The organism is Actinomadura sp. ATCC 39365 (assembly GCF_054392275.1).
Genome location: NZ_CP184335.1, coordinates 1,311,198 through 1,336,089, shown reverse-complemented (window position 1 = coordinate 1,336,089; position 24,892 = coordinate 1,311,198). Strand labels below are relative to the sequence as shown.

The 24,892-nt window shown below is 73.0% G+C and carries 16 protein-coding genes and 1 pseudogene; 10 read left to right on the top strand and 7 right to left on the bottom strand.

All coding sequences use genetic code 11. The features are described 5' to 3' along the window. The first annotated feature begins 27 nt into the window (after positions 1 to 27). From ACNF49_RS06875 to ACNF49_RS06855, 5 genes are all read left to right on the top strand, one after another. Positions 28 to 10,206 carry a WXG100-like domain-containing protein gene (locus tag ACNF49_RS06875; RefSeq protein ID WP_482943132.1) on the top strand — a complete coding sequence of 3,393 codons (10,179 nt, stop codon included), beginning with the start codon at positions 28 to 30 and terminating at the stop codon, positions 10,204 to 10,206. A gap of 46 nt (positions 10,207 to 10,252) precedes the next feature. Continuing rightward, positions 10,253 to 10,777: a hypothetical protein gene (locus ACNF49_RS06870; protein ID WP_482943131.1), complete on the top strand. Its 525-nt coding sequence runs from the start codon at positions 10,253 to 10,255 to the stop codon at positions 10,775 to 10,777. Further along, entirely contained in the window at positions 10,770 to 11,321 is a 552-nt protein-coding gene (locus tag ACNF49_RS06865; RefSeq protein WP_482943130.1) for a hypothetical protein, read from the top strand. The genes ACNF49_RS06870 and ACNF49_RS06865 overlap by 8 nt, the downstream gene beginning before the upstream one ends. A 118-nt stretch (positions 11,322 to 11,439) precedes the next feature. After that, a complete protein-coding gene (locus ACNF49_RS06860; RefSeq protein ID WP_482943129.1) occupies positions 11,440 to 12,543 on the top strand; it encodes a family 2 encapsulin nanocompartment cargo protein terpene cyclase in 1,104 nt (367 codons plus the stop codon). Further along, positions 12,540 to 13,436 carry a geranyl diphosphate 2-C-methyltransferase gene (locus tag ACNF49_RS06855; protein ID WP_482943128.1) on the top strand — a complete coding sequence of 299 codons (897 nt, stop codon included), beginning with the start codon at positions 12,540 to 12,542 and terminating at the stop codon, positions 13,434 to 13,436. The genes ACNF49_RS06860 and ACNF49_RS06855 overlap by 4 nt, the downstream gene beginning before the upstream one ends. On the opposite strand, the gene ACNF49_RS06850 is transcribed toward ACNF49_RS06855, so the two are convergent. From ACNF49_RS06850 to ACNF49_RS06835, 4 genes and pseudogenes are all read right to left on the bottom strand, one after another. Next, on the bottom strand, positions 13,437 to 14,240 hold the full coding sequence (locus tag ACNF49_RS06850; protein ID WP_482943127.1) for an MBL fold metallo-hydrolase: 804 nt from the start codon (positions 14,238 to 14,240) through the stop codon (positions 13,437 to 13,439). It abuts the gene before it with no gap. A gap of 42 nt (positions 14,241 to 14,282) precedes the next feature. Continuing rightward, positions 14,283 to 15,500 (bottom strand): annotated as a pseudogene (locus tag ACNF49_RS06845) (4-hydroxybenzoate 3-monooxygenase); the annotation flags it as partial. Positions 15,501 to 15,541: 41 nt separating this feature from the next. Continuing rightward, positions 15,542 to 16,723 (bottom strand): cytochrome P450, encoded by a 1,182-nt coding sequence (locus ACNF49_RS06840; protein WP_482943125.1) that lies wholly within the window; start codon positions 16,721 to 16,723, stop codon positions 15,542 to 15,544. Positions 16,724 to 16,736: 13 nt separating this feature from the next. Then, entirely contained in the window at positions 16,737 to 18,194 is a 1,458-nt protein-coding gene (locus tag ACNF49_RS06835) for an MFS transporter (protein ID WP_482943124.1), read from the bottom strand. A 119-nt stretch (positions 18,195 to 18,313) separates the two neighbouring features. Between ACNF49_RS06835 and ACNF49_RS06830 the strand changes: the two genes are divergently transcribed. Further along, entirely contained in the window at positions 18,314 to 19,051 is a 738-nt protein-coding gene (locus ACNF49_RS06830; RefSeq protein WP_357983726.1) for a TetR/AcrR family transcriptional regulator, read from the top strand. A 36-nt stretch (positions 19,052 to 19,087) separates the two neighbouring features. Further along, positions 19,088 to 19,447 (top strand): ArsC/Spx/MgsR family protein, encoded by a 360-nt coding sequence (locus ACNF49_RS06825; RefSeq protein ID WP_482943123.1) that lies wholly within the window; start codon positions 19,088 to 19,090, stop codon positions 19,445 to 19,447. Between the two features lie 4 nt (positions 19,448 to 19,451). Here the strand turns inward: ACNF49_RS06825 and ACNF49_RS06820 are convergent, their stop codons facing one another. Next, the gene (locus tag ACNF49_RS06820) at positions 19,452 to 20,306 is read right to left on the bottom strand and encodes an FRG domain-containing protein (protein ID WP_498702257.1); all 855 of its coding nucleotides are present in this window, start codon (positions 20,304 to 20,306) and stop codon (positions 19,452 to 19,454) included. Positions 20,307 to 20,393: 87 nt separating this feature from the next. Between ACNF49_RS06820 and ACNF49_RS06815 the strand changes: the two genes are divergently transcribed. After that, complete coding sequence (locus tag ACNF49_RS06815; protein ID WP_482943121.1) at positions 20,394 to 21,452, top strand: aldo/keto reductase; 1,059 nt, start codon at positions 20,394 to 20,396, stop codon at positions 21,450 to 21,452. On the opposite strand, the gene ACNF49_RS06810 is transcribed toward ACNF49_RS06815, so the two are convergent. Next, positions 21,449 to 22,321 carry a patatin-like phospholipase family protein gene (locus tag ACNF49_RS06810; protein WP_357983737.1) on the bottom strand — a complete coding sequence of 291 codons (873 nt, stop codon included), beginning with the start codon at positions 22,319 to 22,321 and terminating at the stop codon, positions 21,449 to 21,451. The two genes, ACNF49_RS06815 and ACNF49_RS06810, sit on opposite strands and share 4 nt — an antisense overlap. A 71-nt stretch (positions 22,322 to 22,392) precedes the next feature. Between ACNF49_RS06810 and ACNF49_RS06805 the strand changes: the two genes are divergently transcribed. Next, positions 22,393 to 22,959, top strand: a complete 567-nt coding sequence (locus ACNF49_RS06805; protein ID WP_357983740.1) for a hypothetical protein — start codon at positions 22,393 to 22,395, stop codon at positions 22,957 to 22,959. Between the two features lie 67 nt (positions 22,960 to 23,026). On the opposite strand, the gene ACNF49_RS06800 is transcribed toward ACNF49_RS06805, so the two are convergent. Then, positions 23,027 to 23,866: an SDR family oxidoreductase gene (locus ACNF49_RS06800; protein WP_482943120.1), complete on the bottom strand. Its 840-nt coding sequence runs from the start codon at positions 23,864 to 23,866 to the stop codon at positions 23,027 to 23,029. Positions 23,867 to 24,155: 289 nt separating this feature from the next. Here ACNF49_RS06800 and ACNF49_RS06795 point away from each other — a divergent pair, with 289 nt between their 5' ends. After that, the gene (locus ACNF49_RS06795; RefSeq protein ID WP_482943119.1) at positions 24,156 to 24,839 is read left to right on the top strand and encodes a response regulator transcription factor; all 684 of its coding nucleotides are present in this window, start codon (positions 24,156 to 24,158) and stop codon (positions 24,837 to 24,839) included. Positions 24,840 to 24,892 lie beyond the last annotated feature (53 nt).

The window sequence follows — 24,892 nt, the reverse complement described above, 5'->3', positions numbered from 1 at the left end:
CAGCCCCCGGTCCGCATCGACCGGGACGTGGAGCCGGTCTGGGAGACCGAAGTGCTGCCCGACTGGGTGGTCAACTGGCTGCTCCCGATGTTGTCGGCCGGTCAGAAGTGGCCGGATGCGAGCGAGAGCGGGATGTCCAAGCTCGCCCATGCCTACCACGCGCTCGCCGCCGGGGCGATCGGCACCGCGCCGCGCGCCGGCTCGGCCGTGCGCACCGTGGCGGCCGGCTGGTCCTCGCCCGCCAGCGCGGACTTCGTCTACCGCGCCAAGTACCTGTTCGGCCACGGGGCCGGCATGGCGGGCACGGCCGGGAAGTCGCAGGACTACCTGGGCCAGTCGGAAAATTTCGCAGTCGAGACCCAGTACTCCAAGTTGTCCGTCAACGTGGCCTTCTGGGTCACGATCGTCGCCATCGCCATCGCGCTCTTCGTCGCCTTCTTCACGGCCGGCTCCTCGACGGCGATCATCGGGCCGTACGCGGCCGCGGCACGCGCGGCGATCAGCCGGATCCTGGTCCGGCTCGCCATGATCGGCGCCAGGGAGGTGGGCGCCGGGAAGCTGGCCCGGGTGACCGCGCTCAACGGCGCCACCGGGCGCGGCCTCATCACCCGGCTGCTCGGCTCCGCGATCGGCAAGGAGCTGATCGAGGAGATCGGCGAGGAGTTCACCATCGACGCCGGCGCCCAGTACCAGCAGATCCAGATGGGCACCAGGAAGGAATGGGACTGGAAGAAGTCCCGGGCGGCGATCATCGGCGCCAGCGGCGGCGCGCTCGTCGGCACCGGGCTGTCCGGGCCCATCTCCAAAGTCACCCGGCACATGCCGGGCTACCCCGGTCGCGCGATGACCACCGGCCTGACCAACACGATCGCCTCCCCGGTCGGCAGCTTCTTCGCCAACGGCCTGGTGTACGGCCAGTGGGACAACCCGTTCACGGCGGACGCCATCATGGGCGGCTTCCTGGGCGGCGCGGGGCGTACCAACACGCAAGGCATCCACAGCACCGACACGTGGACATGGCTGGGCGACCCGGTCACTGCCCTGCAGTCGGCCTACGACACCGCGGCCCGTACCGACGCCGCCCGCGCGGGTGGCGGCGGGAACCCTGCCACAGGGGGCGGGAACCCGCCGGCCGGCGGCCAGGACCCCTCAGGCGGCGGGCCCGTCGCCCCTGGCGGGGCGGCGCCCGCCGGTGCGCCCTCCTCCGGCCAGAACGACGACGTCAGGCGCGGTACCACCTCCTCGACGTCCGCCACCGACTCGGACGCCGGCCCGCGCCGCGGCTCCACCTCGCAGGACGACCGGCAGACCACCGACCGCGAGCCCCGGGCCGAGACCGACGACGACTCCACCGACGACTCCGCGGCGGACTCCGACACGACGCCGCAGGCCCCGGACCCGAGGGCGAAGGGCAGCTCCGCACCGGCTCCGCAGACCGCCGCCGCCCCGGCCACCCCCCAGGCCCAGGACGACTCCCAGGACACCCGGCAGGACGACCAGCAGCAACCGGCCCCCCAGCAGGAGGACCGGCCCGCCCCGGCGGCCCAGCAGGACACCCGGCCGGACAACCAGCAGAACGCCCAACAGGACAACCAGCAGAGCACTCAACAGGACACGCAGCAGAACGCACAGCAGGACAACCGGCAGGGGCCGACCGCGCAGCAGGGCGACCAGCAGCCATCGGCCACCCCGCAGAACGACGGCACCCCCGCCACCACCTCGGCCGCCGCCCCCGACAACGCGCCGCCCACGCCCGTCCTGGCGACCGTCCGGGCCCGTAACGCGCTGCACGACTCGCTCACCGTGGACTTCCCCGGCGCGGTCGTCGGCCCGAACGACGACCTCCTCATCCCCGCCCCCGACGGCAGCGTACGGGTGATCCGCGCCGCCACCATGAGACGCGTGCGCGCCGCCCTGGACACCCGCGCCGAGGAGGTCACCGACGCCGACGAGCTGCAGGCCGAGGCCACCGCGCTGGTGCTGCTGGCCCAGGAGTCTGGCGAGACCCGGCAGCCCGCCACGAGCAAGCCGGGCACGGTCACGTCGAGGCCGGTGCCGGGCACCCGGCACGTCCCCGACGCCCGATCGGGCACCTCGTTGCAGCCCGATGAGGTCAAGGCGGGCGCCGACGCCCTGCGGCCGTCCCACTTCCTCAACCAGGACGTGGAGGACATCACCTGGTCGGCCGACGGCACGCTCGTCGTCCGCACCAGGAACAACGGCACCCACCACTTCCGCCCGGTCGTCGGCGAGATGACCGAGGGGCTCATGGGCGAGACCGAGCTCTCGACCGGCGAGGACGCCCAGCACGCACACGTCGTGCACCTCGCCCCCGGCATGGACCCGAGCCAGCTGTCCCGGGTCTGGCTGCACGAGATCACCGACACCCTGCAGAAGCTCCAGGAGGACACCGCCCCCAAGCGGCGGGGCTTCCTGCGCCGCAAGCCGGCGACCAGCGAGCCCACCCAGGACATGTGCGCCCAGGCCCAGCTCAACGAGCTGGCGTTCCTGGCCGAGCAGTGGCACGCGGCGCAGACGCCGCAGGAGCAGCGGCTCCTCGCCCTCGACATCGACGGCGTGTCCCGCCAGCTCAGCGAGCGCGGCCACACCCCGCCGCTGCCGCCCTGGGCCCCCAAGCCGGGGTCCAGGCCCACGCACGCGCCGCCGGTGCCGCAGGGCCGCCCCGCGCGCGAGGAGCTGCCGGCCGTCATCGACGCGCTCAAGCGGGCCGAGGCGGCGCTCCAGGAGCAGATCGACGCCAAGCGGAAGACCGCCCAGGAGGCCCAGGAAGCGGCCCGCAAGTCCACCAAGGAGATGCGGAACGCCAAGCGGAAACGCGACCAGGGCCGCCATGAGCGGGCGGCCGCGGCGCGCAAGGAGGCCCGCAACCAGCAGGCCACGCGTAACCGGCACACCAGGATCGCCGACGCGTACGAGGCCGCGCTGCGCCAGGCGACGCGCACCCGGCAGACGTACGAGCAGCTGCTCACGGCGATGAACGAGATCGAGAACCCCAGCGCGCCCAGCGGGCCGGTCGGCATGCGGCACGTCGCCGAGCGGCTGGCCAACCAGGTGCTCCAGCAGCACGCCGCCTACCTGAACGCGCTGGCGAACGCGTTACCGCAGGAGATCAGCCTGGCCGCGGCCCAGCCGACGGGCCGGCTGGCCCACCTGTCCACCCTCACCGACGCCGTCAACAACCTGCTGGCGGACAACGACATCGGCCACCGGTACAGCGCCGACCAGCTGGAACGGGCGATCCGGGCCGACTTCCACAAGGCCGTCTCCCCCGACGGCCTCGTGCTGACCGTGGGGCACCACGGCAAGGCGGCCGAGGTGCGGATCAAGCTGACCCTCTCCGACCTGGTCGAGGTGCTGGACCCGGCCATCAAGGGGTCGGAGATGATGGTGGGCCTGTTCTACCAGGCCAGCCGTACGGCCTCGATCACCCAGTCGGGCAGCGGCGGGGTGTCGGCGGGCTTCGACACCAGCGTCCTCGCGCAGTTCCTGCCCGAGGACCACGTGGCGCGGACGGTGGCCGAGCTGCTGGGCGTCGGCCTCGGCGCCTCGCTCGGGCGCAACTGGTCGACGAGCGGCGGGGCCGGCATGTACGCGCAGGGCGGCTCGGTCACCGACAACCGGAGCGAGTCGCTGCTGTTCGACGCCGCCGCCACCTGGACGGCCGAGATCCGCACCGGCCAGGACGAGAACTGGCGGGGCACCGTCACGGTCGACTCCGGCGCTCCCGGCGACTCCTCGAGCCAGCGGCTGTGGTTCTCCCACTCCGCCACCGACCAGCCGCCGCGCAAACTGGAGTGGATCGACCGGGCCAAGCGCGGCCAGAAGATGCCCAACGTCGTCGTCCAGAGCATGAGCGACCTGGAGGGCGCCGTCGACGCGCTCGCCGAGACCCTCGGCGGCGACTACGCCGAGGTCGGCACCGTGTCCCGCGACGAGCTGCGCTCGTTCGTCACCCAGGAGCTGCCCCACCGGCTACGGGACGCGGTGAACGGCGGGCTGGAGCGCGTCATCACCAGGAACGGCGAGCCGCACGTCCGGATCCGTGCCGAGAGCCGGGTCGTGGTGGAGACCGCCGAGCCGGTCGGCGGCGCGACCGCCGCGGAGTGGGAGGAGGAGGTGCTCGTCGACTTCGTCCAGACGCCGGGGGGCGCCTCGTCGGGCTCCTCGCTGGAAGGCAGCGCCTCGGCCGGGTTCAAGGCCCCCGGGCTGGCGGCCGTGGACCTCGGCGGGTACCAGCCCGCGATCGGCCCCAAGGCCAACGGGGCGAGAGGCGCGTCACGGTCGTACTCGGCCACGGCCAACAGGCAGGCGATCCACCCGAGCGTGCACCGCAAGACCCACCACAAGCAGAGCTACCGGCTCACGGTGGTGACCACGTACACGGTGGAGGAGGTCGGCAAGCGGCCGGTCACCCTGCGGCCGATGTTCAGCGAGGCGCTGGTGGACATGCGGGAGTCGGCCGCCTACCGGTACGGCCTGCCCGTGGACAGCGCGGCGCTGGCCCGTAAGAACGGCGTGCCGGTCACCGACGCCAACGGCGAGCAGATCATGCGCGGCGACCCGCACCCAGGCCCGCCGCCCGGCCGCAAGGAGGAGCTGCCCGTATGGCTCGGCGACGGGCCCGGGAAGATGCGTGGCGCCGGCCCCGGGCTGGTGCAGGACATCGAGGGGCTGGAGGAGTTCCGGCAGAAGGTGCTGGACGGGCTCGCCGAGCGCGGCGTCATCCCCAAGACCGTGAACGGCGTGCCGGAGTACTCCTCCAACAGGCTCACCCGCGCCAGCCAGATCCTCAACCTCCAGGAGGTCATGGAGCAGCTCTCGGAGCACCGGATCCGCTCCGCCTACGACTCCCTGGCCCAGGACGGCATCATGCTCGACCTGACGCTGCACGGGCTCAACTCCGCCCCCGAGCACTACATGCTGCGCCTGTCGCTGAAGCAGGACTTCAACCAGGCGACCTATGTCGGTCACACCGACTCCCAGACGGTCGTCAACCTCGACATCGGCTCCGACACCTCCGCCAGAGGCATCGGCAGGTCCAGGACGTACAGCGGCGGGGCGGGGGTCAGCGAGAGCGACGGCCCGAACGAGGGGCAGGACGGCCTCTCGCACGAGGTCGGCGTCAAGGGCGGCGGCAACCGCACCCGTTCGGCCGGCTCCAGCGCCGGCGGCACGACCAACGTCGTGACCCTCCAGGAGAGCAAGGGCGGGGTCGCGATCTTCACGCTGGGCCACCAGATGACCGCCGAGCTGCTGCACAACGGCACGACGACGATGAGGGTGAACAGCGAGGGCTCGGCCCAGCTCGTCTTCGCCGCCGACCTGCTGCCCTCGACCAAGCCCACGCCGCCCGCGCCGCTCGGGCGGATGTCCCCGAAGCTGCGGTCCAAGGCGCGGCTGCTGCACGTGGACGTCGGCCGGCCGATGAGCGCGGCCAGCCGGGTGCTGCCGCGGGCCACGATCCGCGACTCCGTGGCCTTCCAGCACCTGATGGCGTTCCTGAACGTGCGCAACCTGGTCGCCCACCCCAAGCTGCTGAACCGGCCGCTCACCACGGACGTCATGATCCGGCCGAACGGCCCGACGCGCTCGTCGCTGTCGGTGTCCGGCGAGGTCGGCGAGACCGAGGTGCTGGGCGTCGTCGACCAGGTCACGGGCAACATCCTGTTCGGGCTCGGCAGCGCCGGCATCTCGTGGGGCGGCTCGTCCGGGCTGTCCGGCGGCATGACGACGAACGCGGGCGACCTCGACGACGGCGGCACGACCAGCGACAGCGGCACGCTCTCGCTGCCCTCCCGGTCCGGCGGCACGTCCGAGTCCACCTCGATCCTCGACATCTGGGGCAGCGAGGAGCTGACGATCGAGTTCGGCCGCCAGTACATCCTGCGCAGCTCGGTCGAGCTCACCCTCACCGGCTCCGAGAGCGCCGAGCACGGCGTGCCGAACGGCGAGCGGATCCCCCTCAGCGAGTCGAGGACGACGAGCACGTCCGGCACCGCGCTGTTCACGGTCTCGGAGTACGACGCGCTGCTGATGCACGCCGACGGCGACCTCGACCTGCCGCCCCACCTGGTCGGCGACGCGGTCGAGCGGTTCCTCAACGGCAGCCTGACTCTCGACCGGAGCCTCGCGGTCCCGCTCGTCCAGCGCTACGTCAAGGACATGGTCCAGTCCGGGGTCACCAACGAGTACAGCGACCGCCACACCCCGCAGGCCCTGCTGAGCAAGCTCAAGGAGGTGACCGGGCTCGACACCCCCGACAGCGGAAGCCCGCAGGAGAAGCTCGACCAGGCCCTGGACACGGCCGCCGACCAGCTCGAACGCTCCAGGGACGTGGTGCTCGCGCCGCCGTACGACCGGTCGGTGGGCGCGAGCTCGACCGAGTCGCTGACCCTGACGGACGAGAACGGCGACCCGGTCGACGTGATCGACGCCGTCCGGAGCGCCGTGCAGGACGCCGTGCCCGGGGCGCTGGACGAGAGCCCCACCCTCGGCGAGGAGTTGAACGTCGACTTCTCCGAGGACGCGGCGCTGATCCACGTCACCGACATGTGGTCCACCCGCGGCTTCGAGCGCAGCTACCACGTCCAGCAGGGCGCGCAGGTGACGCAGGCGGAGGAGGTGACGGTCCGGGTACGCATGGTGCCCGTCGGCGACCCGCGCACGGCGAGGATGCTCAGCCAGACGTCGCAGTCCGGCCTGATCGTCCAGCACTACCGGTACACCGACCTGTCGCATTCCGAGTCGTACAACGGGTCCTGGTCCGCGGGCCTCGACCAGGGCGCCGGCGATCCGAACGGTGGCCAGGGCGGCGGCCTGTCCACCGACAGGAACCGCGGGTACTCGGGCTCCACCAACCACCAGAACACCAGGCTGCAGCGGATCGGCCTGTTCAGCGGGCTGACCCGGGTACAGCAGGAGATGCAGCTCGTCATCGAGGTCGAGCGCAGGCCCGTACGGGGCGGCAAGGTGTCGGCCGCCACCAAGCAGGCGGCCGACAGGCTGCAGCACAAGCCGCGCGCCACGCCGCCGGTCACCTACAAGGCCACGCTGGTGCGACGCCTCCCGACCGGCATGACCAGGCCCGTCGGGGAGGACCCGGGGCCGGTCGTCATGACCAGCGACCCCCGGCAGGCCGAGCTGCATCCCGGCTTCTTCCCGGCGGCGCTGTGGGAGAGCCCGGCCAAGCCCAGCCTGTACGAGGTCGTCACCGCCCAGCTCACCAAGATGCTGGGCGCGGCGGCGGTCCAGGAACGCCGTCCCGAGCTGGTCAGGCGGCTGGCGCCGTCGGCGCTGCTGACGGCCTTCGAGCGGATGACGGGCCCCTCGGGCGAGCCGGTCGTCCGGGTGTCCAGGCAGAAGTTCAAGGACCAGGGCGTGACGGTCACCGTCCACGCCCGCACGTCCGACCTGACGATCGTGGCCGGGCCGTACGACGGGGAGAAGGGCCAGGTCGACCGGCAGGCCGACGCCCAGAACGTGACCGTCTCCCGCGGGCACACGACCCCGGTGGGCTGGGGCGTCAACGGGTCGGACTCCTCGACCGGCGTCAACGGCGGCGCCCGGGGCGGCGAGCAGACGTCCGAGAGCGTCAGCGACCACCACGGGGCGCGCCGCGAGCGCAGCATGTTCGAGAAGGGCAAGCTCTACACCGTACGTCTACGGGTGGACTACGACGTCGACTTCCAGTACACGGCGCGCCTGCGCGACGGCAACGAGCGGCCGGTCGGCGAGCCCGTGCACCTGCCGGGCGCGTCTACCGGCGAGGTGGACGTGATCATGTTCGGGGAGGAGATCGAGGAGCTGCGCGCCCGCATGGCGGCGGGCGTACGGATCGCGCCGCCGCGTCCGGGCGGCCCGCCGCCCGCGACGTTCACCCACGTGCCCGCCTCCGAGAACCAGAACCCGATCCAGACCCTCCAGGAGGCCCGCCTGGCCGCCCGCGACCGCGGCGAGGTGGCCAGGGTGGCGGTCTGGGAGGCGGACGGCGTGCACCGCTACCGGGTCATGCCGGACGGCTCGCTGTACAGCGAGACGGCCGACGGCGGTTTCGCCGACGCGTTCGCGGGCCTGGCCCCCGACCTGCTGGACGCGGCCGTCGGCGCCGGGCTCGACCTGCGCGACGTCTACATGAACCCGAGCACGGCCGGCACCTTCACCGAGCAGGTCCAGGCCGCGCTCGCGGCCGTCGACGCCCTTCCGGCGCCCGCCCCGCCGCCCGCCTGGCCGGCCCCCAAGCCCGTCAACGCCGAGCAGCCGGACCCGGTGGGCGGCAGCGTGGCGCAGGGCGTGACGCCGGCCGCCGGGATGCCGTCCCCCGCGATCGAGAACACGCCGTTCAGCAGGTCGTCGCGCCCGCAAGGGGTTCCCGACCTGAGCCTGGACGAGCTGCGCGGCCAGCCTCTGTCCGCCGTCGACCTCGGCGGCGCCGCCGCCCACGTGGGCTGGACCGGGGACGACGTCCTCACCGTCCAGATGCCGGGCGCGCCCGACCAGCACGTCCGGGTGGAGGTCGGAGAGCCGGGCGACGGCCTGAACGCGATCACCGTGCCGCGCGCGGGCACGGCCGAGGAGCCGCACCTGCTGCGGATCTGGGGACGCGTGCATCCGGACCTGGTCTCGTCGGTCCTGGTCCACGACCTCTCGCATGTCGTCCAGGCGGCGACCGCGGCGGCCGCCGGCCTGCCGCAGGGCGTGCTCAGGACGTCGCCGCAGGGCGAGCAGACCGAGGGCACCGACCTGTGCCTGCTCCCCCGCATGGACGAGCACGCCCACCTGTCCGACAAGTGGCACGCCACCACCGACCCGGCCCGGCGGGAGCGCCTGGCGGCGGCCATCGACGCCGTCGCCGAGGACATCCGCCGGCGCGGCCACACCCCGCCGGCCCCGCCGTGGGGCACCGGGCCACGCGCGCCGGCGGCCCCCGAGCCGCAGAGCCGGATCGCCCGCCTGCTCAACGGCGGCTCGGCCACCGGCCTGGACACCTCGCCGCCCGGCCTGGGCAAGCTGGCCGAGATCGCCGGCGTCCCCGCCATCACCCCGGGAGCCGGTGCCGTCAACGGCGCCGCCCCGCACGTGGGGCCGGCGGACACGTTCACGGTGACCGCCCCCGGCGGCGAGTTCACGCTGACCCTGGCCGAGGCCGCGCCGGGCGCGGCCGGGGTGACCGTCGAGTCGAGCGCTCCCGGCCACCTGATGCTGCGGGTGCCCGCCGACGCCGGCTCCCGGGCCACGACGGCCGTCGCCGAGCACGTCGCGGCCCACGCCGCCACGCTCACGGGCGACCCCGCCGGCGGCCGGTCGACGCAGGACCGTCCCGCAGACAGCGGGCGGCCCGGACCGGCCGAGGCGGCGGCGCTGGCCCGGCTGCGCGGGCTGGCGCGGGCGGCCGCCGAGGCGGGCCCGGTCCGTTCGCGCGCCGAACGGGCGGCGCTCCAGGAGGAGGCCCGGCGGCTGGGACTGGCCGGCGACCAGCAGGAGGCGCCGTCCAGGCTGGCGGAGCTGTCCCGCGCGGGCCATCTCACCCCCGCCCACGTCACGGCGATCCGCGGCCACGCGACGCTCCCCGAGACGGCCGCCGCCGGAGCCGTCGTACGGGCCGCCGCCCTCATGGGCGCGCGTGTCGTGATCCACGGTCCCGGCCTTCTCGACATCGTGCTGCCCGGCCGGGCGCCCATCACCGTCGAGGTCCGGCGGCCCGGGTCCGGCGAGCCCGACCCGGGCGTGCTGACCTACGACGTGGATCCGGCCCGCACGGTCGGCGCGAACGAGCGGGCCGCCGCCGGGACGGCCGCCGCCGCCATCGCCCGCGCGCTGGACCTGTCGCCCGCCGACAGCCAGGAGCTGGCCGAGCTGCACGAGGCCGTGCGCCAGGTCCGGGTGGCCAACACCAGGCAGCGCCTGGGCCGCCTCGGCGTGCTGTTCGACCTGGTCACCGGGGCCCGCCCGGAGATCCTGCGGCTGCTTCCGCCGCAGGTGGCCAACGAGCTGGCCACCCTGGCGGACGGCCGCCGCCCCCGCGACTGGTCCGCGATCCTTGACGAGGTCCGCGCGCTGGCGAACACGACCGGCTGGAACCCGCCCGAGGGCGAGTGCGTGTGCCCGGACGACGAGCCGTGCGTGTGCGGCCTCCGCCTGAACGACACCCAGCTGGTGACGCCGGACGCCGAGGCGGTGGCGGTGTGACAGGCGGGACGTCGGGCATCATGGGAACCCCGAGGAGAGGACGGCTATGGCTTTCGCGGTGGCGCGGACGAGGGACGAGGCACATCTCTACCTCGACCTCAACCCCTGCGCCTGCGGGTCCACCGACACGAACTGGCGCAACGGGCTGGTCGACGTCGAGGGCGAGCTGGTCAACCGCTACTTCGGCCCGTGCGAGGAGTGCGGCACGCCGCGCGAGTTCGTGTTCGGGCTGCCGGAGCGTCCGGTGCTGCCCGCCGGGTTCCCGACGTTCGGCGGCCCCGAGCCGTCGGAGCTGCTCGACGCGGGCGAGTGGTTGTGGGTGGCCGACCTGACGGCCAGCGACGTGCCGGTGGCCGACCGGGCCGAGGCCCTGCGCACGCTGAGGATCGCCGCCGCGGCGGTGGAGGAGGTCGTCAAGTTCGTGCCGGCGGGCGCGGACACGGTGCCCGACGACGGGTTCTGGTCCGAACGCGGGCAGGGGGTGCGCGCGGCCGAGCCCGGCCGGTTCCAGCTCGACCGGCTGCTGGTCGTCCGCGACACCTACCAGGCGCTGGCGGGTGAGTATGCCTGAGCAGGGTCTGGGCCGCTCGCTCGTCGAGGCGTACGTCTACATCGACCTGGTGGCCCACTCCGGCACGCCGGGCGCCTCGCGCGGCGCCACGGTCACCCAGGACGCCGAGAGCCTATGGGTGCGGCTCGACGACGTGGAGGTCGAGGTCCCCGTCGAGGCCGAGCGCGCGGCCAGGGAGACCGGCGCGACCTTCGGCACCGGCCTGTCGGAGCTGCTCGACCCCGGCCAGTGGGTGCTGATCGCCACCACGTACGCGAGCCGGGCCCTGGAGGAGGGCCTGTTCTACGCCGTCGGCCCGGCCGTCCCCGAGCGGTACGACGCCGTGGCGACCGGCTGGCGCTTCGCCTCCGACGCGGTGGCCGAGGCCCTGAAGTTCTTCCCGCCGGAGGCCGCCGAGCTGCCGCCCGACGCCTTCTGGAGCGACCCGGGCAGGACCGTGCGCGAGACCGAGCCGCAGCGCCTGACCCGGGCGAAGCTGGAGGACGACCTGGCCTTCTACCGCAAGAGCCTCGACGACTTCGAAAGCCTGCACACAAGGCCCTGACCGGCAGAGTGCGCCCGCCGGAGGGTAAGGCCCTCATTACCGATTGGCTACTCTACTTTTAGTAGCTGAATAACTACTTTCGGTAATGTCCTGCTCCTCCTCAGGGAAGAGGCGCGCCATGCCCCAGTACGCCGCGGTCCCGCGGCTCCCGACCGGCCCCACCGGCCTCGGAACCTCCGCGCTCCACCTTCCGATCCCCGCTCCGCCCCCCGCGCCGCGGCAGCTCCCGGCTCCCATCCCCTATGTCGAGCGGGAGTGGGGCGACGGCTCCTACCCGCCGCTCTACTGCCCCGAGACGGTCCGCGACGACCCGGCGCTCGGCGCGGAGGTCGACCGGCGGCTCGTGGCGTGGGCCGAGAAGGTGGGCCTGCACGCCGGGCGGATGGACGAGTTCGCCGCCACCGGGTTCGGCCGGCTGGCGATGCTCGCCCACCCCGACAGCGACGACCCCGACCTGCTGCTGATCGCGGCGCAGATGAACACCGCCTGGTGGGCGGCCGACGACTACTACGCCGACGAGACCGACCTCGGCGCGAGCCCCACCGAGCTGCCGCCGCGCCTCGCGCTCGTCATGTCGGCCATGGACCCGCCCCCGCCCGCGGGCGGGTACACCGAGCAGCTCGAAGAGGCGATCGAGGCGGACCCCGTGCTGGTCTCCCTGCGCTCGGCCACCGGCCACCTGTCCCGCCACGGCACGCCGTCGCAGGTCATGCGGGCCTGCAACACCACCTTCCAGATGTACGTGAGCTGGACCGCCTACGCCGCCTGGCGCTACCTGGAGACCCCGCCGCCCGTCTGGCGCTACCTCGCGGCCCGGCAGCACGACAGCTTCTACACCTCCATGACCCTCATCGACGTCGTCGCCGCCTACGAGCTGCCCGCCAACCTGTTCTACGACCGGCGGTTCCACACCGCGCTCATGCAGGCGGGCACGGCCAGCGTCATCGTCAACGACCTCCACTCCGTCGCGCGGGAGGCGGCCGACGAGCTGCCCGACTCCAACGTCGTCCTGCTCATCGCGGGCGAGGAGAAGTGCTCCACGCGCGAGGCCACCGAACGCGCCGTCGCGCTGCACAACGACTTCGTCAAAGGCTTCGAGACCAGCCAGCGCGAGCTCGCCGCCGTTCCGTCCGTGGAACTGCAGCGATTCCTGCGCGGCGCCCAGGGCTGGATGGCCGGTTGCCTCGAATGGCACGGCAGCAGCAGCCGCTACCACTCATGACGACCGGCCGCCCCCGGCCAGAAAGGAGCTCTTCCCAGGTGACCGTCAACACCCAGTCCCCCGTCCTCACGAGCCACTACCAGCACTCCGTCGCCAGCTACTGGAACGCCGAGAAGAACCCGGTCAACCTGCGCCTGGGCGACGTCGACGGCCTGTACCACCACCACTACGGCATCGGCGAGGTGAACTGGACGGTACTCGACGGCCCCGAGGACACCCGCGAGGACCGCATCGTCAAGGAGCTCCACCGCCTGGAGACCGCCCAGGCCGACCTGCTGCTCAGCCATCTCGGCCCGCTCGAACCCCACCACCGGGTGCTCGACGCCGGCTCCGGCCGCGGCGGCAGCAGCCTCCTGGTCAACATGCGGTACGGCTGCGAGGTCGACGGCGTGTCCATCTCCGAGTCGCAGGTCGCCTTCGCCAACGACCAGGCCAAGAAGCGCGGCGTCGACGACAAGGTGCGTTTCCACTTCCGCAACATGCTGGAGACCGGCTTCGAGACTGGATCGTTCCAGGCCAGCTGGAACAACGAGAGCACCATGTACGTCGAGCTGTCCCTGCTGTTCGCCGAGCACTCCCGGCTGCTGCGCCGGGGCGGCCGGTACGTCTGCGTCACCGGCTGCTACAACGACGCCTACGGCCTGCCGTCCCGGGCGGTCAGCCAGATCAACGCCCACTACATCTGCGACATCCACCCCCGCAGCACGTACTTCGAGCAGATGGCGGCCAACCGGCTGGTCCCGGTCAGCGTCGTCGACCTGACGGCGGCCACGATCCCGTACTGGGAGCTGCGCGCCCGCACCCACCTGGCCACGGGCATCGAGCAGTCCTTCCTCGACGCCTACAAGAACGGCAGCTTCCAGTACCTGCTCATCGCGGCCGACCGCGTCTGATCAACCGGCCACCGCGGCGGCCAGCTCCCACGGGTCGTGGGCCGAGAAGACGCTCACCTGGTCGCCGTGGTCCCGTACCAGCTCCCGCAGCCGGGCCTGGGTGCCGAGCCGCAGGTCGTGATGGACCTCCGAGCGGGTCTGCACGACGTCCATCAGCGGGTGCGGATGCGGGTCCGGCTGCAGCTCGCGGTGGTAGTAGTAGGCGTCGCCGCAGTGCAGCAGCCAGCGGTCCCCCTCGCGGACGGCGACGCCGGTGTGCCCGGCGGTGTGCCCGCCGAGGGGGACCAGCCTGATGTCCTCGGGCAGGCCGTCGGGCCTGATCGAGGCGAAGCCGAACCAGTCGTCGTTCGCCTCCGGGGTGTAGGTGACCCAGTCGGGGCCGTGCGCCCAGTGGGCCGGGCGGTAGCGGAAACTCGGGGACTCGGCCAGCGCCGCCTCCAGCTCGGCGGCCAGCAGGTGCACCCGCGCGCCGGGGAAGTCCGGCAGCCCGCCGCAGTGGTCGACGTCGAGGTGGGTGACGATGACGTGGCGCACGTCGTCCGGGCGGTAGCCGAGCCGGGCGACCTGGCGGACGGCGGTCTCCTCCTCCTCCAGCGCGGGCCCGGCCATGGCCACCCAGTCGGCGCCCAGCGTGCCGGCCGGGTCGCGCACATCGCCGAGCCCGAGCCCGGTCTCGACCAGCACGAGCCCGTCGGCCGGGGTCTCCACCAGCAGGCAGTGGTTCACGGCGGGGGTGGTGGGCGGGCCGTCGTAGGTGGCTTCGATCGTCCGTACGGATCCGCAGTTCAGGTGATGAATCCTCATGGGGACGATGGTCGTACTTGAACCGCGGTTCAAGTCAACTCGTCAGCCGCCCGCCATCATGTCGCCGAAGGCGCGGGCCGCCGGGCCCGAGGTGAACAGCCGGTCGAGCCGCGCCCTGGCCAGCCGGCGGCGGAACGGCCCGGCCAGCGTCTCGTCGCCGGCCTCGTGGGTCATCTCCGTCATCCAGCGGGAGAACTCCTGGTGGTGCCAGACCCGTTCCAGGCAGGTGGCGGAGTAGGCGGCCAGCGGCTCCTCGTCGCCCTCGCGCAGGGCGGCGCGCAACGCGCGGGCCAGCACGTCGGCGTCGGCGACCGCCAGGTTCATGCCCTTGCCGCCCATGGGCGTGATGATGTGGGCCGCGTCGCCGACCAGGAAGAGCCGGCCGTAGCGCATCGGGTCGACGACGTGGCTGCGCATCTCGACGAACGCCCTCTCCCCGATGGGGCCGTCCGGCAGGCCCTCGTCGGCCAGGCGCAGCCGCAACTGGGCCCAGATCCGCTCGTCGGGCCAGTCGGCGGCGGTGGCGTCTGGGGCGCACTGGAGGTAGAAGCGGCTGGCCCGCGGGCCGCGCGGGAAGTGGGCGGCGAACCCGTGGGCCGTGATCGCCATGAGCGGGTAGCTCGGCGGCGGGACGTCGGCGAGCACCGTCAGCCAGCCGATGCCGTAGTCGTGGGAGTAGGTGGTGAGGGCGTGCGCGGGCACGCCGGCCCGGCTGACGCCGTGGTGGCCGTCGCAGCCGGCGACGTAGGAGCAGGCGATCTCGTGCGTGACGCCGCCGGCGTCGCGGTAGGTGACCGTGGGCGCGGACCCGTCCACGCCGCGCGGGGTCACCTCGGCCGCCTCGAAGCGCAGGTCGCCGCCGGATTCGAGGAGGCGCGCCAGCAGCCTGCCGACGAGCACCTGCTGCGGCACGAGCCGGCCCGTCCGGCCCTCGGTGATCGCGGGCACGTCGAGGAACCGCCGCTCGCCGTCGACGCGGAACTCGAACCTGGTCTCCTGCGGCATGCCCGCCAGGACGGTGTCGGCCAGGCCCCACTCCTCGAAGACGCGGGCGCCGTGGTGGTCGAGGATGCCCGCGCGCTGCCGCTGCTCGACGTACGGGCGGCTCTGCCGTTCGAGCACCACGCACTCGACGCCGGCCTGGCGGAGCAGGCTCGCCAGGGTGAGCCCGGCCGGACCGGCTCCGATGACGACGACCTCGGTGTGCTCTGCCCTGCTGGTCTCCCCGGACATGGCGGTCCTTTCGCCTCGGTGACGCGCAGTGGTACCCGGCCAGGATGATCACGATGATAGTCCGTCGGTCACCACCGCACCGGGAGACTGAGCACCCCGTGGATGTCGGTGCCGACGCGTACCGGCACCTCCTCGGGCGCGACGGCCAGGCGCAGGCCGGGGAAGCGGGTGACGAGCGCGGGAAGGGCCGTGCGTAGCTCCACCCGGGCCAGCTGCTGGCCGAGACACTGGTGGATGCCGTGGCCGAAGGACAGGTGGCCGGTCGCGTCGCGGCGCAGGTCGAGGCGGTCGGGGTCGGCGTACCTGCGGGGGTCGCGGTTGGCGGCCGAGAGGGACACGACGACCGACTCGCCCGCCCTGATCAGCCGGCCGGCCAGCTCGACGTCCTCCAGCGCGGCCCGTACGACGGTGTGGGCGATGGTGAGGTGGCGCAGCAGCTCCTCCACGACCTGGGCCGCCCGCTCCGGCTCCGCCCGCAGGACGTCGAGCTGGCCGGGGTCGCTGAGCAGCGCGTACGTGCCGAGCGCGAGCATGTTGGCGGTGGTGTCGAGCCCGGCGGCGAGCAGGAAGGTGCCGACGCCGGCCAGCTTCTCGTCGGTGAGGTCGGTGGCGGTCAGGTCGCCGAGCAGGTCGTCGGCGGGTCGGTCGCGCTTGGCCTGGACCAGGCCGTCCATGTACCGCTGGAGCTCGGCGTAGGCGGCGAGCTGCTCCTGCTCGTCCGTGTCCACGCCGGTCAGCGCGGCGGCGTGGTGCTGGAAGGCGTCGCGGTCGGCGTACGGGACGCCCAGCAGCTCGCAGATCATCAGCGCGGGGATGGGCTGGGCGAAGACGCGTACCAGGTCGGCGGGCGGGCCGAGGCGTTCCATGGCGTCCAGGTGGTCGGCGGTGATCTGCCGCACGCGTTCGGTGAGCAGGTTCATCCTGCGGACGGTGAACCTGCCGGTGAGCAGCCTGCGGTAGCGGGTGTGCTCGGGCGCGTCGAGACCGGTGAGGTCGCCGGGCGGGGCGGCCGGCAGCGGGCCCAGCGCGGCCGTCGGGTGGTGCATGAACTCGTAGCGCGAGCTGAACCGCCGGTCCGCCAGCACCGCCCTGGCCTCGGCGTGGCCGGTCACCAGCCAGCCGCGGTGTCCGTCGGGGAAGGCCAGCGGGGTGACGGGCGCCTGCTCGCGCAGCTCCGCCAGGCCCGCGGGCGGGTCGAAGGGGCAGCCCGCGGGGCGGGTGACGGGCAGCGTGACGGGGACGTCGTTCATGGTGGCTTCCTTCTCAGTGGGTCGCGGTGAGGGACGGTTCCTGCGCCGGCTTGCGTTCGCCGCGCATCACGACCAGCGCCAGCACGGCGGCGGCGACCACCCCCGCCGCGCTGATCGCGAAGGCGGCCGACATGGCCGAGGTGAACGCCTCGCGGGCCACCTGGGCGAGACCGGTGTCGCCGAGGGCGAGCGCGTCGCCGATCGAACGCCGGGCCGCGTCGGGCGCGCCCGCCGGCATCCCCCTGGTGTAGGCCCCGGCCAGGACGCTGCCGAGGACGGCCACGCCGAGCGCCGCGCCCGCCTGCTGGATGGTGTCGTTGAGCGCCGAGCCGACGCCGGCGTGCTCGGGCGGGATGGTGCCCATCAGCGCGGCGATGGCCGCGGGCATCGCCAGGCCGCCGCCCGCGCCCATCACGAACAGGGCCGTGCCGGTGAGGAGGATGCCGCTGCCGGAGGAGACGGTGGCGAGCAGGCCGAACCCGGCGGCGCAGACGAGCAGCCCGGTGACGATCATGGGACGGTTGCCGAGCCGGGCGCCGAGGCTCGCGCCCAGGCCGTTGAAGATCAGCGAGGCGACCGCCATCGGCAGGAACGCCAGCCCGGCCGCGGTGGGCGTGTAGCCGAGCACGTACTGCAGGTACTGGGTGAGCACGAGCAGCAGCCCGCCGTTGCCGACCTGGACGAGGGTCAGGGAGAAGCTGCCGCCGCTGAACGTGCGGTCGCGGAACAGGGCGAGCGGGACCATCGGGTGCGGCGTGCGCAGCTCCCAGATCACGAAGCCGGCCAGGGAGAACACGGTGAGGGCCAGGGCCGGCCAGGACACGCCGTGCGGCAGCTCGATGATCGTCCACACCAGGGCGGACATGCCGGTCGCCGACAGGATCACGCCCAGCGGGTCGGGCTTGGTCCAGGGGCCCTTCGACTCGGGCATGAGCAGCAGGGAGGCGACGATGGCGAGCAGCGCCACCGGCACGTTGATCAGGAACACCGCGCCCCACCAGAACCAGGCGATCAGCGCGCCGCCCAGGACCGGCCCCCCGACCATGCCGATCATCGCCACCGCGCTCCAGGCGGCCATCGCCTTGCGGCGTTCGGCCTCGTCGAACACGGTGATCAGGATCGACAACGTGCTCGGCATGATCAGCGCGCCGCCGACGCCCATCGCGGCGCGGGCCGCGATGAGCTGCGCCGGATCGGCGGCGTAGGCGGCCAGCAGGGACGCGGCCCCGAAGAGCGCCAGGCCGATGACCATCACCCGGCGCCGGCCGAAGCGGTCGGACAGGCTGCCCGCGGTCAGCAGCAGGCCGGCGAAGACCAGGATGTAGGAGTCGAGGATCCATTGCAGGTCCTGGGCGTCGGCGCCCAGATCGGCCGCCAGGGGCGGGACCGCCACCGTCAGCACCATGTTGTCGACGACCAGCACCAATGTGCTGAGGCACAACACCACCAGGATCCACCAGCGGCGGTTCATGGGTTTCTCCCCTTCGACTTGCGTACGTCGCTCTCGGAATGCGCACACTGTACGCAGATGAAAGTGATGTACGCAAGCCGGTGTTCGCTGATGCGTACAGTGTGCGCTAGGCTCGGGTCATGCCAGCATCGCAGCCGCCCGTCCCCTCGGTCTGGGTCCGTCAGCGCCGGCAGCGGGAGCGGCCCGCGCTCACCCTCGACCGGATCGTGTCCGAGGCCGTCCAGCTGCTCGACGAAGAGGGGCTGGAGGCGCTGAGCATGCGCAGCCTCGGCACCCGGCTCGACGCGGGCGCGACCTCCCTCTACCGTCACGTCGCCAACAAGGACGAGCTGATCGAGCTGGTCGTCGACGAGGTCTACGGCGAGCTGCGCGTGCCGTCCGTCGAGAAGGCGGAGGGCTGGCGCGACGGGCTCGCCAGGTCCGCCCACAGCCTGCGGGCGGTGATCCTGCGCCATCCGTGGATGGGGGCCGTGCTCGGCCAGGTCGGGCTCACCAGCCTGGGGCCCAATGTGATGCGGCGCTCGGAGGACCTGCTGGCGCTGGCGCACTCTGCCGGGTTCGCCCCCGGCGAGGCCGACCGGGCGGTCAGCACCGTGCTGGCGTACGTGATCGGCGTGGCGATCGCCGAGGCGGCGTACCTGTCGACGCTGGCCCGCAGCGGCCGTACCGAGCAGGAGTGGATCGACGCCGTCCGGCCGACCGCCGAGCAGGCGTTCGAGGACCACCCACGGGTGCGGGCGGAGTACGCGGCCAAGGGGTTCACCGATCCGGCGCGCGTCCGGGAGGAGGACTTCGGCTACGGCCTCGACCGGGTGCTCGACGGCCTGCAGGCCCGGCTCGCCTCATCGACCGGCTGACCGCGCCGGGCGCCCCGGCGTGAGAGCCTCGGCGTCATGGAAATCTGGATCAACCCCGACTGCTCCAAGTGCCGTTCGGCCCTGTCGATCCTCGACGCCGAGGCGGCCGACTACAAGGTCCGCCGCTACCTGGAGGACCCGCCGTCGCCGGACGAGCTGCGCGCCGTCCTGGCCCGGCTCGGGCTGGAGCCGTGGGACATCACCCGTACGGGCGAGCCGATCGCGGCCGAGCTGGGCCTCGACGCCTGGCCGCGCGACCCGGACGCCCGCGAACGCTGGATCGCCGCGCTGTCCGCGCACCTGATCCTGATCCAGCGGCCGATCATCACCGCCGACGACGGGCACGCCGTGATCGGCCGCACCGAGGACGCCGTGCGCGGCACGCTGCCCGGGTGAGCGGTCAGTCGTTCATGCGGCCCTCCTGCTGGCCGAGGCGCTCGGGCCCGGACATGCTGGAGCCGCCGGCCGGCGCGTCGACGCTGCCCGGGGAGTAATAGCGGCGCAGCCACTCGGCAAGCCCGTCGAGGCCGGGGAGCAGCACCCGCTCGGTGATCCCGGCCTGGTCGAGCCGCCGCCGGATCTCGACCTTGACCCCGGCCGGAATCGACCAGCCCCGCCACAGCCCGGGATGCTCGGCCAGCCAGTCGTCGAGCTGGTACGTCGCCCCCGACATCGCCGACAACACCGACGACTGGTTGACCATGCGCTCGTCCAGCGACGGCGGCTCGAAGAAGGCGACGAACGGGCGGTCGCGGCCGAGCGCGTCGAAGCGGGCCAGGCCGGTGGCGCGTTCGGCGAGCATCTCGGTGCTGAACAGCAGCGCGCCCTCGCCGTCGAGCACCTCGCGCAGCGGCTCGGGCAGCAGGCGGTGCGCGCCCGCGCAGTCGACGGCCAACAGGACGGCGTCGTCGCCGGGCCAGGACGCCGTGGCGAAGTGCAGCGCGACCAGCGGGGAGAACGTCCAGTCCAGGAGGCGGGTGGGCAGGCCGTGGTGCTGGCCGAGGGCCAGCCAGTCCCAGACGGAAGGGCCGGGGGCGGCTCTGTGCGCGTATTTCCTAAAATTTCGTATCAAGTGGGTTTCTAGGGTGGCGTAGTCGCCCGCCAGCCGCGCCAGGCTGTGCACGTGCGAGTACGTGCTCTTCGCCAGGCCGCGGAAGACCAGCGTCGAGTGCGCCTGGGCCGGGCCTCCGGTGTGGCCGGCCGCGCTGATCGCGTCGTCCAGCTCGCGCCAGGACGACACCGTCACCATCCCCATCCGCCTCCGGTGCCCCTGGGCGCCCCTGTCACACCTGCCGCCGAGCCCTTGAGGTGGAGTGGACTCCAGGTCCTAGAGTCGCGGACTATGACAATGCGCTACCGCGTACTCGGCGGCACCGGCATCGAGGTGAGCGTCCACTGCCTTGGGGCGATGATGTTCGGCGCCGTCGGCAACCCCGACCACGACGACTGCGCCCGGATCATCCACGCCGCGCTCGACCGGGGCGTCAACTTCGTGGACACGGCGGACATGTACTCCGCGGGCGAGTCCGAGGAGATCGTCGGCAAGGCGCTGAAGGGCCGCCGCGACGACGTCGTGCTGGCCACCAAGGTGCACTTCCGGATGGGCGAGGGGCCGAACAGGTCCGGGAACTCGCGCTTGTGGATCATGAAGGAGGTCGAGCAGAGCCTCCGGCGGCTCGGCACCGACTGGATCGATCTCTACCAGATCCACCGGCCCGACCACACGACCGACATCGAGGAGACGTTGTCGGCGCTGACCGACCTCGTGCGGCAGGGCAAGATCCGCGCCTTCGGCTGCTCGACGTTCCCGGCGGCGGAGATCGTCGAGGCTCACCAGGTCTCGGAGCGGCGGGCGCTGCACCGCTTCAGGACGGAGCAGCCGCCGTACTCGCTGTTCGCCCGCGGCATCGAGAAGGACCTGCTGCCCGTCTGCCGCCGGTACGGCATGGGCGTCCTGACCTGGAGCCCGCTCGCGTCCGGCTTCCTGAGCGGCCGCTACCGCAAGAACGGCGACATCGACCTGACCACCGGCCGGGCCGCGCTGACCCCCCACCGCTTCGACCCGTCGATCCCGGAGAACGCCGCCAAGCTCGACGCCGTCGAGCAGCTGGTCGAGGTGGCCGACGACCTCGGCTGCACGCTCCCCCAGCTCGCCGTGGCCTTCGCCGCCGCGCACCCGGCGGTCACCTCGGTGATCACCGGGCCGCGGACGATGGCGCAGCTCGACGACCTGCTGAAGGGCGCCTCGCTCACGCTCGACGACGCCGCGCTCGACCGGATCGACGAGATCGTCCCGCCGGGGCGTGACATGTACCAGCCGGACGGCGCGTGGCGTCCGGCGTCACTGACCGACCCGGCGCTGCGCCGCCGACCGCTCGCCGAGCGCGCCGCGGCCGGCTAGACCCACAGGCTGTGGACGGCGGCGGCCACCCGCCGGCCCTGCTCGCGGCCGGCGTGGGCCGCCGGTGACCGTACGGCGGGGTCGAGCGGGTTGGCGCCCATGGCCGCGACGGCCCCCTCGTCCGGGCTGACGACCTCGACCGCGGAGCCCTCCTTGCGCAGCAGGGCCACCTCCTGTTCGAGCGACGTCCAGGGTGAGGCGGGGGCGCCGGGCGGCTGGGGCGAGACCACCAGCACCCGTTCGAAGCCGGCGGCCAGGTCGGCGTTGTCGCTGGACCGCACACCGCCGTCGACGTAGCGGCGGCCCTCGATGGTGACCGGCGGCCACACCCCGGGCACGGCGCAACTGGCCGCCACCGCGTCCACCAGGTCCACCCCGGACGCCCGGTCGAACAGGCGCGTCTCCCCGGTCGCCGCGTCGAGCGCGACCAGCACGAGCGGCCGCTCCGGCCAGTCGGCCTCGGGCAGGCGCGAGGCCACCGCCGCACGCCGTTCCGGCTCGCCGACCGTGGGGGCCTCCAGCGCCCAGGCGCCGATGCGCCGGTGCAGCTCGTCGCGGTCGTGGGCGCCGGTCAGGATGCCCTGGAGGGCGACCGCGAAGGAGGCCGCGTCGAACACCGCGGGGATCTCCCTGGCCTGCAGCGCGGGATCGACCTGCCGCTGGAACAGCTCCTCGACGGTCAGCCGGCTGCGGGCCTGGGCGCCGACCGCCGAGCCGGCCGAGGTTCCCACGATCAGGTCGGCGTCCCGTACGTCCACGCCCTCGTCGGCCAGCCCGGCCAGCACGCCGGTCGCCCAGGCGATGCCGGCCACGCCGCCGCCCCCGAGCACCAGGGCCCGCTGACGGTCAGAAGCTTCGATTCGGTCCATGAGCATCATCATTCATCAATAAGGAACAAAGCGCGCGTCTCGTTCGGGCCGTCCGTGTGTATGGTGAGCCTGTGGAACGTACTCATGATTTTGGGTACAACCCCGCCGTCGAGAGCCTGCGACTCATCGATCACGGGCTGCCGAGGTCCCTCCCCGGCAACCTGAGCGGACGCTTCCGCTTCACCCCTGCCTCCCTGTACGTCGGCGACCGGATCGCGGCGACCGCCTTCGCCCGCCTGGACGGCTTCGGCCTGTCCTGGGTGGACGTCTGGCTGCTGTCGTTCCACCGCGGACGCTGGGCACTGCGCGCCGGCGACAGCATGTCGGCCGCGCGCAGCGACGACCTGCTGGCCCACCGCCAGGGCGTCTCGGTGCTCAAGGAGCACGGGCTGACCGACGAGAACGGGCGCTTCGACACCAACGCGGGTCGCTGGCTGCCCCGGCCGAAGCGGTGGGTGGCCTACGGGCTGCTGCGGCTGTCGGCCGAGGTGGAGACCGTCAGGCTGGCCGGGCGGGAGGTGCCGGTGCCGGGACACGGCCTGCAGGCGCTCGCCTGGCGGCTGCAGGCCGGCCCGGTGGTCGCCGACCTGCTCGACGACATGGGCGAGACGGTCGCGGCGGTGAGCCTGACCGCGTAGGCGCGCCGCACCTCTCGGCACGCCGCATCCCTTGGCGCGCCGCCGAGTGCCAAGGTGGGCGCGGGCTCTAGGGCGTGCGGAAGTCGGCTGCGTGGTCGCGGGCCCACGAGCGGAACGTGCGGGCGGGCCGGCCCAGCAGCTCCCGCACCGTGCCGGTCACGCGTTCCGGGGTGTGCGTGAACGACTCCCACGCCCTGAGCCGGGCCTCGACGAACGCCGGATTCCCCCAGGCGGCCGTCAGCTGCTCGCGGGCGATCTCCGGCGGCAGGTCCTCCCAGCGCACCTCGATGCCGATCTCCTCGCCGACGGTCCGTGCCAGCTCCTCCTGGGTGATCGACTCGGGGCCGGTGATCAGGTACTTGGCGCCGTCGTGGCCGGGGGTGGTGAGCACGTGGGTGACGACGTCGGCGATGTCCCGCTCGTGGATCAGCGATCTGGCGGCCTTGCCGTACGGGAGCCGGACCACTCCGCTCCGGATCTGGGCGGCCCAGGCCAGCGTGTTCGTGGCGAAGTCGATGGCCCGGACGAACGTCCACCGCGTCCCGGACGCCCTGATCAGCCGTTCGATCTCCTGGTGGTAGCTCGTGGCGGGCTCGCCGTCCGCCAGGTCGGGCACGTCCGTCGACAGGTACACGACCTGCTCGGCCCGTCCGGCCACCGTGGTCACCACCCGGGGGTCCACGGGGATGCCGGGCCACATCAGGTACACCCGGTCGACGCCGCGCAGGGCGGCCTCAAGGCTGCCGGGATCGGCCAGATCGCCGCGTACGGGCTCGACGCCCACCGGGAACACCGCCCCGGCCGGGTCCCGGACCAGCGCCCGCACCTCGTGTCCCGCCTCCGCCAGGGAGGAGACGACATGCCTGCCCACGTTGCCGGTCGCGCCGGTCACCAGAATTCCGCTCATGAAAGGCAGCCTAGAACCTCAACCGCAGTGAAGGTCTAGTCAAAGAACTGACTCTGCCGGGTGATATGCCGCACATTCCGGGTAGCGGCAGGAACGGTGATCGCGCTTCAAGGGATGGGAAGGGCCCGGCTACGGCCGGGCCCTTCCGCTTTTCCCCGGGCCTCGTACGCGTCGCAGGCGCATCCTCATACGCCTCACAAGCGCATCCTCATCCGCGTCACAAGAGTCCTCATCCGCGTCACAAGCGCTCCTCAGACAAACCTCATGCACGACCGGCATCGTTCCCGGCATGCACCCGACCGGTTCGACCGTCACGCCCGGATCCGCGCGCGACTCGTACGCCGTCCTCGTCGTGGACGAGCGCCCGCTCGGCCAGTCCCTCTCCCGCGCGATGCGCAGCTGGGACGTGCGCAGCCTGGGCGGCGACGAGGCGGTCCGGGCCGCGCGCGGGCTCCGCCCCCGGGCGATCGTCCTGGACGTCAGGGACGGCGGCCGCTGCCTGCCCCGGCTGCGGGCCGCGCTGCCCGGCGTGCCGGTCCTCTTCCTGACCGCGCCGGACGCCCTGCCCGACCCGACGCTCGGGATGCGCGCGGGCGCCGACGACTACGTGATGCGGCCGTTCGGCGTGGACGAGGTCGTGATCAGGCTGCACGGCCTGCTGCGCCGCTCGGCCGACGCCCTCTCCGTCGGCGACCTCACCCTCGACCAGGAGACCCGCGAGGTACGGCGGGCCGGCCGGCAGATCAGGCTCACCCCGACCGAGTTCGAGCTGCTGCGGCTGCTCATGCGCCATCCGGGACGCGCGCTCAGCAAGGCGCACATCCTCGACCGGGTGTGGGCCTACGACTTCGCCGGCCAGGGCAACATCGTCGAGCTGTACATCTCCTACCTGCGCCGCAAGATCGACGCGGACCGCCGTCCGATGATCCACACCCTGCGCGGCGTCGGCTACGTGCTCAGACCGGCCGCCTGACGGCCCGCTAGATCCCGTCTAGCGGACGTCTGGCGGCCGTCTCGCGCCTCCTT